This window comes from Arthrobacter sp. SLBN-83, assembly GCF_006715285.1.
Lineage (GTDB): Bacteria > Actinomycetota > Actinomycetes > Actinomycetales > Micrococcaceae > Arthrobacter.
In genome coordinates this window covers 917,176-931,364 of the sequence record NZ_VFMX01000001.1, presented here as the reverse complement: position 1 = coordinate 931,364, position 14,189 = coordinate 917,176, and the positions used below count along the sequence as shown (strand labels likewise).

Annotated in this window: 13 protein-coding genes; 12 read left to right on the top strand and 1 reads right to left on the bottom strand. The window is 68.4% G+C overall.

What is annotated here, in order from left to right:
- The first annotated feature begins 148 nt into the window (after window positions 1-148).
- On the top strand, window positions 149-811 hold the full coding sequence (locus tag FBY30_RS04180; RefSeq protein ID WP_142131371.1) for a hypothetical protein: 663 nt from the start codon (window positions 149-151) through the stop codon (window positions 809-811).
- 53 nt (window positions 812-864) lie between these two features.
- Here the strand turns inward: FBY30_RS04180 and FBY30_RS04175 are convergent, their stop codons facing one another.
- Entirely contained in the window at window positions 865-1,905 is a 1,041-nt protein-coding gene (locus FBY30_RS04175) for an NAD-dependent epimerase/dehydratase family protein (RefSeq protein WP_142131370.1), read from the bottom strand.
- A 147-nt stretch (window positions 1,906-2,052) separates the two neighbouring features.
- Here FBY30_RS04175 and FBY30_RS04170 point away from each other — a divergent pair, with 147 nt between their 5' ends.
- The 11 genes from FBY30_RS04170 to FBY30_RS04120 all read left to right on the top strand — a co-directional run bounded on the left by FBY30_RS04170 (window position 2,053) and on the right by FBY30_RS04120 (window position 14,166).
- Window positions 2,053-3,012 carry a sigma-70 family RNA polymerase sigma factor gene (locus FBY30_RS04170; RefSeq protein WP_142131369.1) on the top strand — a complete coding sequence of 320 codons (960 nt, stop codon included), beginning with the start codon at window positions 2,053-2,055 and terminating at the stop codon, window positions 3,010-3,012.
- A 288-nt stretch (window positions 3,013-3,300) separates the two neighbouring features.
- On the top strand, window positions 3,301-3,837 hold the full coding sequence (locus FBY30_RS04165; protein WP_142131368.1) for a D-glycero-alpha-D-manno-heptose-1,7-bisphosphate 7-phosphatase: 537 nt from the start codon (window positions 3,301-3,303) through the stop codon (window positions 3,835-3,837).
- The gene (locus FBY30_RS04160; protein WP_142131367.1) at window positions 3,837-4,925 is read left to right on the top strand and encodes a glycosyltransferase family 9 protein; all 1,089 of its coding nucleotides are present in this window, start codon (window positions 3,837-3,839) and stop codon (window positions 4,923-4,925) included. Before FBY30_RS04165 ends, FBY30_RS04160 begins: the two co-directional genes overlap by 1 nt.
- Window positions 4,922-5,956 carry a glycosyltransferase gene (locus FBY30_RS04155; RefSeq protein WP_142131366.1) on the top strand — a complete coding sequence of 345 codons (1,035 nt, stop codon included), beginning with the start codon at window positions 4,922-4,924 and terminating at the stop codon, window positions 5,954-5,956. Before FBY30_RS04160 ends, FBY30_RS04155 begins: the two co-directional genes overlap by 4 nt.
- On the top strand, window positions 5,953-7,230 hold the full coding sequence (locus FBY30_RS04150; RefSeq protein WP_142131365.1) for a glycosyltransferase: 1,278 nt from the start codon (window positions 5,953-5,955) through the stop codon (window positions 7,228-7,230). The genes FBY30_RS04155 and FBY30_RS04150 overlap by 4 nt, the downstream gene beginning before the upstream one ends.
- A gap of 56 nt (window positions 7,231-7,286) precedes the next feature.
- Complete coding sequence (locus tag FBY30_RS04145; RefSeq protein WP_142134901.1) at window positions 7,287-7,952, top strand: D-sedoheptulose-7-phosphate isomerase; 666 nt, start codon at window positions 7,287-7,289, stop codon at window positions 7,950-7,952.
- Window positions 7,949-9,355, top strand: coding sequence for a PfkB family carbohydrate kinase (locus FBY30_RS04140; protein ID WP_142131364.1), 1,407 nt, complete (start codon window positions 7,949-7,951; stop codon window positions 9,353-9,355). The genes FBY30_RS04145 and FBY30_RS04140 overlap by 4 nt, the downstream gene beginning before the upstream one ends.
- Window positions 9,356-9,400: 45 nt before the next feature.
- Entirely contained in the window at window positions 9,401-10,117 is a 717-nt protein-coding gene (locus tag FBY30_RS04135) for an SDR family oxidoreductase (protein ID WP_142131363.1), read from the top strand.
- 103 nt (window positions 10,118-10,220) lie between these two features.
- A complete protein-coding gene (locus FBY30_RS04130; RefSeq protein WP_142131362.1) occupies window positions 10,221-11,672 on the top strand; it encodes an aldehyde dehydrogenase family protein in 1,452 nt (483 codons plus the stop codon).
- A complete protein-coding gene (gene rfaE2 / locus FBY30_RS04125) occupies window positions 11,669-13,204 on the top strand; it encodes a D-glycero-beta-D-manno-heptose 1-phosphate adenylyltransferase (protein WP_142131361.1) in 1,536 nt (511 codons plus the stop codon). The genes FBY30_RS04130 and rfaE2 overlap by 4 nt, the downstream gene beginning before the upstream one ends.
- Before the next feature lie 32 nt (window positions 13,205-13,236).
- A complete protein-coding gene (locus FBY30_RS04120) occupies window positions 13,237-14,166 on the top strand; it encodes a spermidine synthase (RefSeq protein WP_142131360.1) in 930 nt (309 codons plus the stop codon).
- Window positions 14,167-14,189: the final 23 nt, after the last annotated feature.

Below are 14,189 nucleotides of genomic sequence, written 5' to 3'. Positions count from 1 at the left end.
GAACCAGCAATACTGGCCGTAAAATGATAAGCATGATTACTAATAAAAGGTAAGTACCCTTGCTAAGAGAGTTATAACCGTTCCAAAAATGTCAGCCGGAATGGCGATGGCCTGCCCGGTCACAACGAAGTGGAAAGTGGTGGGAAAAATGGACACAGCTCCATGGGTATGGGTGTTAGTTGCCGTTGTTGTGGTGGTGCTCATCGTGGTGCTGCTTCTGGCCGGAGGAAGGCGCCGGAAAGCAATGCAGGAGAAGCGGGACCAGGAGCACCGGGAAAAGGCCGCGGAGATCCGGCGCGAAGCCGAGAACATGGAGATCGACGCCCGCGAACGGGAGGCCAAAGCCATCCGGGCGCGTGCCGACGCCGAACAGGCCAAGGTTGACGCGGCGCGGCTGCAAAAAGAAGCTGAACAGCGCAGCCATGAAGCCCAGTCCCTGCGCGGCGACGTTGCCAGCCATACCCGCAAGGCGGACGAGATCGACCCCGACGCCGGAGCGGACCGCAACCGGCGCCATGACACTCCTGCCGGCCGCGATGCGGGGTACGTGGACGGTGGGCATGCAAACGCCGGATATCAGGACGCCGGCCACGTGAATGCCGACGAAAGGAACGCGGACCAAACGCACGCCGGGCATTCGAGCATCGGGCATTCCGACTCTGAGCCTGGCCACGGCGCGCACCGTGACGCGACAGCTGCGGGTGCGAACACGGAATTTCCCGAGGACGAATCCGGGCGAGGGCGCCAGCCTGGCCGCGGGGACACCTCCATGGGGCAGGAGGCGCGGGGCGAAGGAAATCCGCGCATCTAGGATCCCGGCTGTCCCGGTGGGGGGATCAACCGCGGGAGAGCTGCCGCCGGGAGCTAGGGCTTGCGCGGCTTGAGGACGGGGGAAGGGGCTACTCCTTCCCCCGTTCCCATGCCCACCAGGAGTTCCTTGACGGCGTCAGTGGAGGATACCTGTGGTTCCCATCCCAGGATCCGCCGCGCCCGGCTGGTGTCCATGATGGGCGCGCCCGCGGCCATCTCCACCCAGCCTGAATCGGTGGGCTGGATCCTTGCCCGCCATGTCAGGTCGACTATGGCGTGGAGCAGCCGCATGGGTACGGGCAGAATTCTCCTTGCGCCGAGGATGCGGGCCAGTTCCTGGGGGTTCAGGACGGGCTCTGCGGCAATGTTGAAGGCGCCGCTGGCCCGCTGGTCCACCGCGCGCCAGTAGGCCTCCGCAACGTCGTCCGCATGGACTGCCTGGAAAACCAGGTTGTCCGGAGCCGGCAGCAGCGGAAGCCATGGTTTCCTCGGTACGAGCCGCGGAAAGACGTGCCCCAGGAAGTACCTGCCAATCTCACTTCCCGCCCGGCCCTGGAAAATGAGCCCCGGCCTGAGCCTGGCCACCGAAATATCCGGATGAGCGGCAGTGAACTCATCCAGCAGTTTTTCCTGCTCGGCTTTGTGCCGGCTGTAGTGGGAGCCGGCCATTCCGGTTGCCGGCCAGGACTCGTCCCTGCGCGGCTCCTTGGCAGAGTTGCTGTAGGCGCCCACGGAGGACGCGCAGACAACCTGTTTCACGCCCGCCTTGGCAGCGGCTTCCAGCAGGTTCTTCGTGCCGGTGACATTTGTCCGGTGCAGGAGGTCCAAATTGTGGTTTGGCTGAATTTGCCACGCTAGATGGACCACCGCGTCGACGCCCAGGAGGGCCTTTTCCAGCTCTGGCCTGTCCTGCTCCAGGCCCACGTCCAGGGTGTGCCACTGCACGCCCACGTAGGGCTCCTGGGAAGTGTCGGGCAGCCTGCGGCTGATGCCCACAAGCTGCAGGCTGCCGGGCTTCCGGGCCAGTTGGCCCTGCAGGTTGCGCAGCAGTGCTGTTCCGGCATTTCCGCTGGCTCCAGTGATGGCGATGCGCATGGCAAAACTCCTTGGCGGTTTGGTCCGGTCGCCGCTTACATCCTGAGCCTACAGCGGAGAAGGATTGTTTTATAAGCAACCTTATGATTTGCTGCTTCTAAGTCTTGCCGCAGGCTTTCGGAACCAGACCGAGGGAAACCAACACTCATGCCCGAATCCTTTGCCGCATTTGCCGTGGATGCTGCGCCTGTCCACCATCAACAGCCGGAACCGGCGCCACAACAAAGTCCCCCCGCCACCTCAGGACGGCTGCGGGAGACGTTCGAAAACGACTTGGTCCTGCGCTACCTGGATCTCGCCGAAGCCCTTGCTGCGCGGTTCGAAGCCCGCGGTAGGGAACGCGCTGACCTGAACCAGGTGGCCTATCTGGGCCTGGTGAAAGCGGCACGCGGATTCGACCAGGCCAAGGGTGAAAGCTTCCCGGCCTATGCCGCCCCCACTATCACCGGGGAACTCAAGAGGTACCTCCGCGACCGCACATGGGTGGTCCGCCCGCCTCGCCACATCCAGGACCTGAGGACCCGTCTGTTCCGGGCGGAGCCTGAGTTGACCCAGTCATTGGGCCGGAGCCCCAGCGTTGCGGAGTTGGCCGGTGAGTTGGGAACTGATCCGGCTGATGTGCAGGAAGCCATTTCGGCGTCCAGCAGCATGCACCCGGACTCCCTCGACGCGGTAAATCCGAACTCCGACGCACCCTCCATCGGTGAAGTGCTGGCATGCCCGGAAACTCCGCTCGAGCGGCTTGAGGAGCTTGCCTGCCTTCGCGATGCCATGCAGGACCTGGACGACTCGGACCGCGAGCTTTTGTACCGCCGTTACTTCTGCGAGGAAACACAGGTGCAGCTGGGAAAGCGGTTGGGGATGTCCCAGATGCAGGTATCCCGCCGCCTTGCAAAGGTGCTGGTGGAACTGCAGCGGCGCCTGGAGGCAAGCGCCCAGTTCTCCCGGCCTGAGGACGCGGCCGGCAAAGGAACCTCGACCCATGCGGGGCAGGCTGACCATATGGGCAGCCCGGTTGCGCCGTTCCGCCAGGCCAGGAGCGCCGGGCACCAGGGCATGGTCCGCACAGGAGCCGGCCGTCGCCTTGGCGGCACACGGACCAGGTAGCAGCGGTCCACGTACCAACAGTCGCGGTAGCAGTAGTTCCGCAGCAGTAGTCCCTTCAGGACGCCCCCGGCAGTTTTCACGCCTGCGCAGCTAATTACGACGGCGGCACGCGGCTTCAGAGGCGCCGGTTCGGGCCTGTGCGGAGAGGCTGAAGGGGGCCCTGTAAGGAGCAGCTGCGGCGACCCGCTCCCTATCTTGCCTGTTCAACCCGGTGTCAGAACCAGCTTCGATGGCCGAAAAAGCCTGGGCCGCTGTTTAGGAGCAGCAGCAGGAGGGAACAGGTTGGTTATGGGAAGCTCTGAAACCTCCAAGCTCCGGGCTGTCCTGTTCGACCGGGACGGGACCCTGGTGGTCGATGTGCCTTACAACGGGGACCCCGGCAAAGTACGGCCCATGGCCGGCGCCAAAGCCGTGCTGGACCGCCTGCGGGCTGACGGCATCGCCACCGGCGTGATCAGCAACCAGTCGGGAATTGCCCGCGGACTGATCACGGCCGAAGACGTGGCGAAGGTCAATGCCCGCGTGGAAGAACTCCTGGGACCGTTCGACGTGTGGGAGGTCTGCCCGCATTCGGAACAGGACGGCTGCGACTGCCGCAAACCTGCCCCCGGGATGGTGCACAGCGCCTGCCGCAAACTCGGGATCCCGGAATCCGAAGCCGCCCTGATCGGGGACATCGGCGCGGACGTGGGCGCTGCCGAAGCAGCGGGAGCCACCGGAGTGCTGGTCCCCACCCCCGTGACGCGTGCCGAAGAGGTAGCCGCTGCGCGGTTGGTCGCCCCGGATCTTGCGTCCGCCGTCGGACTGCTGCAGGGGACCGCCTGATGGGGCGCGTCCTGGTGGCCCGTCTGGACAGCATGGGCGATGTCCTGCTGGCCGGCCCCGCCGTCCGGGCAGTGGCCAACGGGCGGGCACAGTACGGCGGCAGCACCAACCACGTGGTGATGCTGTGCGGCCGGCAGGGTGAAGCTGCTGCCGCGATGCTCCCTGGGGCCGCCGAGGTTTACAGCTGGGACAGCCCCTGGATCATGAACCCGGCGCCCAGGATGACCGGCCCGCATGCCGACCGGCTGATCGAATTCGTCCGCAATTCCCGGATCACCGAAGCTGTCATCCTTACGTCCTTCCACCAGTCACCGCTGCCGCTGGCGCTGCTGCTGCGGCTGGCCGGCGTGGAGCGCATCACGGGGGCCTCAACCGACTATGCAGGCTCACTGCTGGACGTTCGCCTCAAGCCCGGCGAGGACTTCCCCGAAGACCAGCCGGAGGCGGAACGGGCGCTGGGCATTGCCGAGGCTGCCGGCTTCCGGCTTCCGGCCGGAGACGACGGGAAACTCCATGTCGGCTCCGTCCCTGACGTAACCGGCCTGGTAGGCGACGAACCCTATGTCGTGGTGCACCCCGGAGCGGCCGTCCCCGCAAGGGCGTGGCCTCCGCTGCACCATGCCGCCGCCGTCGAACTCCTCCAGGGTGCCGGGTACCGCGTGGTGGTAACTGGCGGTCCGGCGGAAAAGTCGCTGACCGCAACGGTGGCCGGCCCTTCTGCCCTGGACCTGGGCGGACGCACTGATCTTTCCACCATGGCGGGCGTCATGGCAGGCGCGGATGCCGTGGTCAGCGGCAACACCGGCCCGGCCCACCTGGCGGCCGCGGTGGGCACACCCGTCGCGTGCCTGTTTTCCCCCGTGGTCCCGGCCATCCGCTGGGCGCCGTACGGCGTGCCCCTGGAGCTCCTCGGGGACCAGAACGCCCCCTGCCGCATGTCCCGCGCCCGGGTTTGCCCGGTCCCCGGCCACCCTTGCCTCGACTCCGTTTCGCCCGAAGAAGTGGTGGCGGCGGTGGAACGCCTGATCAGCGGAGTGAGCTCCTTCAGCACCCACGTGAGTACCCGTAGAAAGGCCCGCAACAGATGAGAATCCTGCTCTGGCATGTCCACGGTTCCTGGACGGACGCGTTTGTCCGCGGCCGTCATGAGTACCTGCTCCCCGTCCTGCCCGGGGGTGGGGCCTGGGGACTGGGCCGCGCCGGCAGGGATTGGCCGGAATCCGTGCGGGAGGTGGACCTGGCGACGCTCGAGGCCGACTCGGTGGACGCCGTCGTCCTCCAACGGCCCGAAGAGATCGACGAAGTGGTCCGCACGCTTGGCCGCATGCCGGGAGTCGACCTTCCGGCGGTGTTCGTGGAACACAACACGCCCAAAGGCAACTTCCCGAACATCAGCCACCCGCTTGCCGACCAAAGAAGCATCCCCGTTGTGCACGTCACCCATTTCAACCGGCTGGCCTGGGACAACGGCTCCGCTCCCACCACCGTGATCGAGCACGGTATCCCTGACCCGGGGCACCTCTACACCGGCGAGCTGCCCGAACTGGGCGTCGTGATCAATGAGCCCGTCCGCCGCGGCCGCGTCACTGGAACGGACCTGCTGCCCGGCTTCGCCTCCGTGGCGCCGCTGCAGGTGTTCGGCATGAAGACGGACGGCCTCGCGGAAGCCACCGGGATCGACCCATCACGGCTGACGGCCCGGGGCGACCTGAAAACCCGTGACCTGCACCGGGAACTGGCCCGCTGCCGGGTCTACGTCCATCCGATGCGCTGGACCTCGCTGGGCTTGTCCCTCCTGGAAGCCATGCATTTGGGCATGCCGGTGGTGGTGCTTGCGGCCACGGAGGCCCCCCGGGCGGTGCCGCAGGAAGCCGGCATCGTTTCCGCGGACGTCGACGAGCTGCTCCGTTGCGCGGCGCGGCTGGTTGCCAATCCGGATGAGGCCCGACGGCGGGGACTTGCCGCCCGTGAGGCGGCGCTGGAGCGTTACGGCCTGGGCAGGTTCCAGGACCGCTGGGATGAGCTCCTGGCAGACCTGCGGAGCCGGCCCCGGCACTCCGACAACGAACGTCCGGACGAGCGGATCCTCGTTCCGGCGCGGGAGAGGAAGACCCCATGAAGATCGCCATGATTTCCGAGCACGCCAGTCCGCTGGCGGCACTGGGCGGGGTGGATGCCGGCGGGCAAAACGTGCACGTTGCCGCGCTGTCGGAAGCCCTTGCCAATCGGGGCCACCACGTCACCGTCTATACCCGCAGGGACGCAACGAAGCTCCCCGGGAGGGTGCGGGTGGGACGCCGCCTCGAGGTGGTGCACGTTGACGCCGGGCCTGCCCGGCACGTGCCCAAGGACGAACTGCTGCCCTATATGGGTGAACTCGCCGACGGTGTGGCCAGCGATTGGGGCCAGCGGCCGCCGGACGTGGTGCACGGACACTTCTGGATGTCCGGCCTGGCTGCCCTGGACGCAGCCCGCCGCCCGGACACCGGCTACCGCGTGCCAATGCTCCAGACGTTCCACGCGCTGGGAACCGTCAAGCGCAGGCACCAGGGCGCGGAGGACACCAGCCCGGAGGCACGCCGCTGGCTGGAACCGGGCGTCGGACGCTCGGCGGACCGGATCATCGCCACCTGTTCGGACGAGGTTTTCGAGCTCAAGGCCATGGGCATCGCCACCGGCAAGATCTCCATCGCCCCCTGCGGTGTGGACCTGGGCTTCTTCTCGCCGGAGGGGCCGGTGGCCGATCGGAAGCGCCGCTACCGGATCCTGTCGGTGGGGCGGCTGGTGCCGCGCAAGGGAGTGGACCTGGTCATCCGCGCGCTCCCGTACCTCAAGGCTGCGGGATTCGAGGACGTTGAACTCCTGATCGTCGGCGGCGGCGGCGACTCGAACGTGATGCACGCCGACCCCGAAATCCGCCGCCTCATGGATCTTGCCGCCGAGCTCGGCGTATCCGGGCAGGTAACGCTGCAGGGCCAGGTCTCGCGGACTGAAATGCCCGGCATCTTCCGCAGCGCCGACGCCGTGGTCTGCGCTCCCTGGTACGAGCCCTTCGGCATCGTGCCGCTTGAGGCAATGGCCTGCGGTGTGCCCGTGGTGGCCGCCGCGGTAGGCGGGCTCCGGGACACGGTGGTGGACCACGCCACCGGCCTGCACGTGCCGCCCAAGGACCCCGAGGCCATTGCGTCGGCCCTGTCGCTGCTGCTGGAAAATCCAACCCTCAGGGCCAAGCTCGGCCAGGCCGGCGAGCGGCGTGCCCGCACCCGCTACTCCTGGGACCGGGTGGCAGCGGAAACCGAAAAGGCCTACCAGTTGGCCGTGGCCGGCGTCCAAAAAAGCGCCCAGGCGGGCGCTCCGGCCGGCGTTGTACCGATGGAAGGAGCCGCACTGTGACTGCCGAATCATCCCTGCGTGAATCAAGCCTGCGGGAAGCAGACCTCCGCACACTGATGGTGCCGCCGGCGCTGCCTGCGGTGCTCCCGGGAGCCACGTTCGTGGACCCCGCCAGCGCGGACGCCGTCCGCACCCACCTGGACAACGTGCTTCCAGCCCTGGAATCGCTGCGCAGCCAGTCCGGCAGGCTTGCCGCCTGGGGTGTTGAGCTGGCCCAGCGCCTGCTTCGCGGGCAGCGGCTCCTGGCGGCAGGAAACGGCGGCTCGGCGGCGGAAGCGCAGCACCTGACCGCCGAGCTGGTGGGGCGGTTCGACTCCGAACGGGTACCCTTCTCCGCTATCTCCCTGCATGCCGAGTCGTCCGCCGTCACCGCGATCGCCAACGATTACGGGTTCGACGACGTCTTTGCCCGGCAGGTGCGGGCGCACGGCCGCTCGGGCGACGTGCTGATGCTGCTGTCCACCAGCGGCAAGAGCCCCAACCTGCTGCGGGCCGCGGAAGCTGCCTCCCGCCTCAACGTGACCACCTGGGCGCTCACCGGCTCCGGACCCAACCCCTTGTCCGAGGCCTGCGACGAGGCGGTCATGGTCGACGCCTTGAACGCCAATGCCCAGGAAGGGCACCTGATCGCGCTGCACGCCGTGTGCCGTGCCTTTGACCTCGAGGTGGCCCGGCACACTCCATTCCTGACCACCGCGGCGGCAAACGGTGGCCGGCGATGAGGATCGTTGTGCTGGGCGACGTGATGCTCGACGTCGACCTTTCCGGTGAGGCAACCCGGCTCAGCCCTGATGCCCCCGTGCCCGTGGTGGACGTCTCGGGTGTCCGCCGCCGTGCCGGCGGTGCGGGCCTGGTGGCGCGCATGCTGGCGCAGGACGGCTGGCCAGTCACCCTGGTGACGGTTCTGGGGGATGACGACGCCGGCAGCCAGCTGCGTGCGCAGCTCGCCGGGGTGCGGCTCGTGGCGGGGAACAGCGGCTACCCCTCGCCGGTCAAGACCCGGGTCCGGGCGGGTTCCCATCCGGTGGTCCGTTTCGACCAGGGCTGCGAAAAGACACCGGTCCCCGACGTCAGCCCCGCCATGCTCCGTGCCGTGGAGAAAGCCGGCGTGGTCATCGTTGCCGATTACGGCAGGGGACTGGCGGCCAACCCGCAGCTGCGCGGCGTGCTCGCACGGCTCGCCGGCACTGTGCCCATCATCTGGGATCCGCACCCCTCCGGGCCGGAACCCGTGCCGGGCGTCGCCGTCGTGACTCCGAACATTTCCGAAGCCACCAGGGCAGTGCAGTCCGGAGCCGGCGGCCTTCCCGACTCCGATGACCCCGCAGCAGCCGTAGCGGAGGTCCTGCTGGAGCGTTGGCGCAGCCAGGCCGTCCTGGTCACGAAGGGTGAGGAGGGGGCCGTCCTGCTGCAGCAGGGAGAGGCCGCATCCCATGCCGTTCCCGCGCCACGGGTGGAAGCCGGCGACCCCTGCGGCGCCGGCGACCGGTTGGCGGCCAGCCTTGCAGTGCACCTCCTGGCCGGACGCGACCTGCCGGAAGCGGCCGCGCTGGCAGTCCATGACGCCGCGGATTTCCTGGCGGCAGGGGGCGTCTCGGCATTGCCCGAGACCGATGAACCCGATGCTGCCGCCGGTAAGCCCAGGCCCGCGCCGGCCCCGGGGCGCCGGACCACCGAGCCGCTGCTGCTGGCCCGTTCGGTTCGCGAAAGCGGCGGAAAAGTGGTGGCCACGGGGGGTTGCTTCGACCTGATCCACGCCGGCCACATCCGGTCCCTCGCGGCAGCCCGGGAACTGGGGGACTGCCTCATCGTGTGCCTGAACTCCGACGACTCGGTGCGGCGGCTCAAGGGGCCGGAGCGTCCCATCATCGGCCAGCACGACAGGGCGGAACTGCTCCTGGCCATGGAATGCGTGGACGCCGTGATGGTCTTCGACGAGGACACCCCCGAGGCAGCGCTGGACCGGCTCCGTCCCGATATCTGGGTCAAAGGCGGCGACTACAAAGGCGCCCGCCTCCCCGAGGCGGACCTGGTGGAAAGCTGGGGCGGACGCTGCCTCACCGTCCCCTTCCACCCCGCCCGTTCCACGACAGGCCTGGCGGACGCACTCGCCAAGGTCAGCTGATCCTGCCCACTTCGCAAACTTGATTTCCCCATTGAAAGGAACACCATGACTGCAGAACCAACTGCAACTGCCTCCACCACGCCCGGCCGCGTCCTGGTAACGGGAGGTGCCTCCGGACTGGGGGCCGCCGTCGTCGAAGCCGTCCTGCGTTCAGGCGGCACCCCGGTCGTCCTGGACCGCGACATCAGCAGCGTCTCCGGCGTGAAGGCGTTTGAAGTGGATGTGGCGGACCGCGCCGCCGTGGAGCACGCCGTCCGTGAAGCCGCAGAGACCCTGGGTGGCCTTGACGCAGTGGTGACGGCGGCGGGGATCGACCGCTGCGGCAAGCTCGCCGACGTCGAAGCCACCGAGTGGGAAAAGGTCATCGGGGTCAACCTGATGGGCACCGTTTCCACTGTGCGCGCGGCGCTGCCCTACCTCAAGGAAACCCACGGCCGGGTAGTCACCGTCGCCTCAACCCTGGGCAAGCGCGCCGTGGCCGATGCCACCGCCTACTGCGCCTCCAAGTTCGGCGTTGTGGGCTTCAGCCACGCGCTCGCTGCGGAAACCGGTGGCGAAATCGGCGTGACCACCATGATCCCCGGCGGCATGAAGACGCGCTTCTTCGATGACCGCACGGAACAGTACAAGCCGCAGGATGATTCCCGGCTCAACGACCCCGCCAACACTGCGCAGGCCATTCTGTTCGCCCTCAACCAGCCCACCGGCTGCGAGGTCCGCGAAATGCTGATCTGCCACGAGGAAGAAGGCTCCTGGCCCTAAGCCGGAACGGGCCGCACCACTGCTGTGGCCGCACCTGCCTGGTGCGGCCACAGCAGGACCACCAGCAGCAACACATCCAGCACCGAAAGGCGGGAGGAACACCATGCCCACCACAGCCATCGAAACAGCCGCAGGCAACGAAACAGCCCAGGGCGCCGGCGTCACCATCCAGGACCCGCGAACCGGAGAGGTGCTTTGGACAGTTCCCGAAGCGGGACCGGACGCAGTAAACGATGCCGTGAGCGTGGCCCGCAGGGCTGCACCCGGCTGGGCAGCAACAGCTCCCGCCGAACGCGGCGCAGCCCTCCGCGCCGCCGCCAAGGCCCTCGAAGCAGCTGCACAGGAGCTCGCGGGCCTGAACGCCAGCGAAACCGGACGGCCGGAAGCCGAGGCACTGGCAGGCATCGCCGCCGGTGTCTCCACCCTGGAGCAGTATGCCGAACTGGGCCCGGTCCAGCGCGGCCACAGCCTGCGCGGCAGCCGGTCAGCCACCGACTACACCATTGCTGAACCGCGCGGAGTGGCAGTCCTGCTGACTCCGTGGAACGACCCCGTAGCCGTAGCCTGCGGACTGATCGGCGCCGCGCTGGTCACAGGCAACGCGGTGATCCACAAACCCAGTGAACGCTGCCCGCGCCTGGGTGAGGCGCTGGGCGAGGTCCTGGCCCCGGCCTTCCCCTCCGGCGTCTTCCTGACCATTTCCGGCGGGGCCGGGGTGGGTGCTGCCCTGTCCCAGGCGGAAGTGGACGTCATTGCCCATGTTGGATCCAGCGCCTCCGGTGCCCGGATAGCCCAGGCGGGAGCCCTCACGGGCGCCCATGTCATCAGGGAAAACGGTGGCAACGACCCCCTGCTGGTGGACCGCGACGTGGATCCGTCGTGGGCGGCCGGGCAGGCTGCGATCGGCGCGTTCGCCAACAGCGGGCAGATCTGCACTTCGGTGGAACGGATCTATGTCCACCGCGAAATCGCCGAGGAATTCTGCAGCGCCCTGGAGGCAGAAGCGGCGCTCCGGAACAGCAACGGCACCGTAGCGCCGCTGGTGGACCTGCGCATGCGGGACGCCGTCCACGCCCACGTTGCCGATGCCCTGGCGCAGGGCGCGCGGGCGGTCGAGGGCGGTGCCGTGCCGGACGGGCCGGGTTCGTTCTACCCCGCCACCGTCCTGCTCGATTGCACAGGGGACATGCCGGTGATGACGGAGGAAACGTTCGGTCCGGTTGCCCCCGTGCAGGTGGTGGACACGTTCGACGACGGCCTGCGCCTGGCCTGCAGCGGCAAGTACGGCCTGGCCGCCACAGTCCTGAGCGGCAACATCGCACACATCCAGCAGGCAGTGGCCGCGCTGCCCGTAGGAACTGTGAAGGTCAACGCAGTGTTTGGCGGCGCACCCGGAGGTGCTGCCCAGCCCCGCGGAGAAAGCGGTGCCGGGTTCGGCTACGGGCCAGAGCTGCTGGACGAGTTCACCCAGGTCAAGGTGGTGCACATCGAAGCTCCGCCGGCACCCGCAGGCTCGCGAACCGGTTCCATCCCCGAGGAACAGGATCTGCCATGAGCGCATCCCCGGAACCCGTCGATCTCTCCACCCAGCGGGCACTGTCCGACTGGCTGCCCGGCAGGCTGGCCGCGGAGCAGCCTTCGATCCTGGTGATCGGCGACGTCATGCTGGACGGTTGGTGGAGCGGCAGCATTGAACGGCTGTGCCGGGAAGCTCCGGCGCCGGTGGTGGACATCCAGACCCGCGAATCGGTTCCGGGCGGTGCGGCCAACACCGCCATGAACCTGGCTGCCTTGGGTGCGAAGGTGTCGGTGGCCGGCATCATCGGTGCCGACGACGCCGGTGAGGACCTGCGCGGGCAGCTTGCGGCCGCAGGCATCGATGTCCAGCACCTGCTCACGCACCCGGACATGGTCACCACCACCAAGATCCGGATCAGCAGCGGGGGCCAGGTGATGCTGCGCCTCGACGACTCAGCCAAAACTGTCCCCGCCGACGCCCTCGCTGCGCTCACTGCGTCGGTGCGTGCCGCCGTCGAACGCCAGGATGCTGTCCTGGTGTGCGACTACGGAACCGGCGTGGTGGCGGACCCCGTCCGCACGGCTCTTGCCGATGTCCTGGGCAGCGGCACGGCCGGAACCGACCGTCCGCTCGTGGTGGTGGACGCGCATGACCCCCGCCCGTGGGCCGCCCTGCAGCCTGACCTGGTGACCCCGAATGCGCAGGAGACCGCGCAGCTGCTGGACCAGAAACTGCCGGAAGGCCAGGAACGGGTGGACGCGGTGGGCGCCGAGGCCGACGCGTTGCTGCGGGGAACCGGTGCGCGCGCCGTGGTGGTCACCCTGGACCGGGACGGCACCGTGCTGTTGACGTCCGACGGCGTGCGGCACCGCACGTGGGCGCGTCCGGCAGCCGAGAAACAGGCATCCGGGGCGGGCGATACCTTTGTGGCGGCCCTGACGTTGGCCCGGGCAGCCGGGCTGCCGCTGACCGCCAGCCTGGACCTGGCCCAGTCGGCCGCCGACGTGGTGGTGCACCAGCCCGGCACCTCCGTGTGCAGCACCGCCCAGCTCAGCCGGTACCTGGAGGCCTTCGCGGACACGGCGCTGAGCGCGGATGAGCTGGAGCGGCAGATGGAGCTGCACCGGGCCCAGGGCCAGCGGATCGTGCTGACCAACGGCTGCTTCGATGTGCTGCACAGCGGCCATACCCGCTACCTGAACCAGGCCAAACAACTGGGCGACGTCCTGGTGGTGGCCCTGAACAGCGACGACTCCGTGCGCCGGCTCAAGGGCGCCGGCCGGCCCATCAACAACGGGGTGGACCGGGCAGCAGTGGTGGCGGCACTTAGCTGCGTCGATTACGTGACGGTGTTCGACACCCCCACGGCCACCCCGCTGATCCGCAGGCTCCGCCCCGAGGTGTACGCCAAGGGCGGGGACTACACCCCCGAAATGCTGGAAGAGACCCCGGCCGTGGAGGAGTACGGGGGCCGGGTGGCCATCCTGGACTACGTAGCCGAACGGTCCACCACGGCAGTGGTGAACCGGATCCGGGACGGCAAGGGGGCAGCCAGCCCTGTCAACTAGGGTTGAGGCATGACTGAAGCGGGGCACGGGTAATGGGCAAACGCGGAAAGTCGGGCGGCCGGGGCCGCCCCGCGCCGGGTGTGGTGGAGGTGCCCAAGGGCGTTGCCCCCACTGGCCCGGTGGAGGGTGTCTACTACATCGACACCGGCGACTGCGAGCTGGTGGCGGACCAGGACAACTCCACAGGTTGGCTCCTGAAAATCAACGGCGTCATGAGCTCGCACATCGACCTGGCCGATCCGCTGTTCCTGGACTTCGAGTACATGCGGTGGATGGCGGCGCTCATCGAGTCCCGGTGGCCGCCGTCGTCCCCTGCTGGTTCCCCTGCCGCGGGCGGCCATAAACTCCGGGGGCTGCATCTGGGCGGCGGCGCCTGCTCCATGGCGCGCTACTTCTCCGCCGCCTACCCGGACGCCCGGCAGGTAGTGGTGGAACTGGACGGGAAGCTGGCGGAGTACGTGCGCGGCTGGTTCGACCTTCCCAAGGCGCCCTTGCTGCGCATCCGCGTGGGGGAGGCCCGGGCCGTGACCGAAACCCTCACCGCCCAGACCCGTGACTTCATCATCCGGGACGTCTTCGCCGGCGCCCACACCCCGCGCCCGCTGACCACGGCGGAGTTCACCGCCCACGCCAAGCGGGTCCTGGCGCCGGGCGGCCTGTACGTGGCCAACTCCGGCGATGCCCCCGACCTCAAGAACGCAAGGGAGGATGCCGCCACCATCGCGGCAGCCTTCAAGCACACCGTGATCATCGCCGACCCCGCCATGCTCAAGGGCAGGCGCTACGGGAACATGGTGATGGCCGGCAGCGACGTGCCTCTCGGCGACGACCCCCAGCTGCGCCGCCGGCTCCTGGGCGGTGCCGTCCCCGCGCACCTTTGGGACGATGCGCAGGTCCGGGCGTTCGCCGCCGGAGCACCGGTCCGCCACGACCCGGCCCCACCCCCATCGATTGCTCCGTAACTGCCGTTTTCAGCGGTCAAAAC

Excerpts from the sequence above, each read along its gene's own strand:
- FBY30_RS04180 (WP_142131371.1), top strand. The coding sequence starts at position 149 with ATGGACACAGCTCCATGGGTATGGGTGTTAGTTGCCGTTGTTGTGGTG.
- FBY30_RS04175 (WP_142131370.1), bottom strand. The coding sequence starts at position 1,905 with ATGCGCATCGCCATCACTGGAGCCAGCGGAAATGCCGGAACAGCACTG.
- FBY30_RS04170 (WP_142131369.1), top strand. The coding sequence starts at position 2,053 with ATGCCCGAATCCTTTGCCGCATTTGCCGTGGATGCTGCGCCTGTCCAC.
- FBY30_RS04165 (WP_142131368.1), top strand. The coding sequence starts at position 3,301 with ATGGGAAGCTCTGAAACCTCCAAGCTCCGGGCTGTCCTGTTCGACCGG.
- FBY30_RS04160 (WP_142131367.1), top strand. The coding sequence starts at position 3,837 with ATGGGGCGCGTCCTGGTGGCCCGTCTGGACAGCATGGGCGATGTCCTG.
- FBY30_RS04155 (WP_142131366.1), top strand. The coding sequence starts at position 4,922 with ATGAGAATCCTGCTCTGGCATGTCCACGGTTCCTGGACGGACGCGTTT.
- FBY30_RS04150 (WP_142131365.1), top strand. The coding sequence starts at position 5,953 with ATGAAGATCGCCATGATTTCCGAGCACGCCAGTCCGCTGGCGGCACTG.
- FBY30_RS04145 (WP_142134901.1), top strand. The coding sequence starts at position 7,287 with ATGGTGCCGCCGGCGCTGCCTGCGGTGCTCCCGGGAGCCACGTTCGTG.
- FBY30_RS04140 (WP_142131364.1), top strand. The coding sequence starts at position 7,949 with ATGAGGATCGTTGTGCTGGGCGACGTGATGCTCGACGTCGACCTTTCC.
- FBY30_RS04135 (WP_142131363.1), top strand. The coding sequence starts at position 9,401 with ATGACTGCAGAACCAACTGCAACTGCCTCCACCACGCCCGGCCGCGTC.
- FBY30_RS04130 (WP_142131362.1), top strand. The coding sequence starts at position 10,221 with ATGCCCACCACAGCCATCGAAACAGCCGCAGGCAACGAAACAGCCCAG.
- rfaE2 (WP_142131361.1), top strand. The coding sequence starts at position 11,669 with ATGAGCGCATCCCCGGAACCCGTCGATCTCTCCACCCAGCGGGCACTG.
- FBY30_RS04120 (WP_142131360.1), top strand. The coding sequence starts at position 13,237 with ATGGGCAAACGCGGAAAGTCGGGCGGCCGGGGCCGCCCCGCGCCGGGT.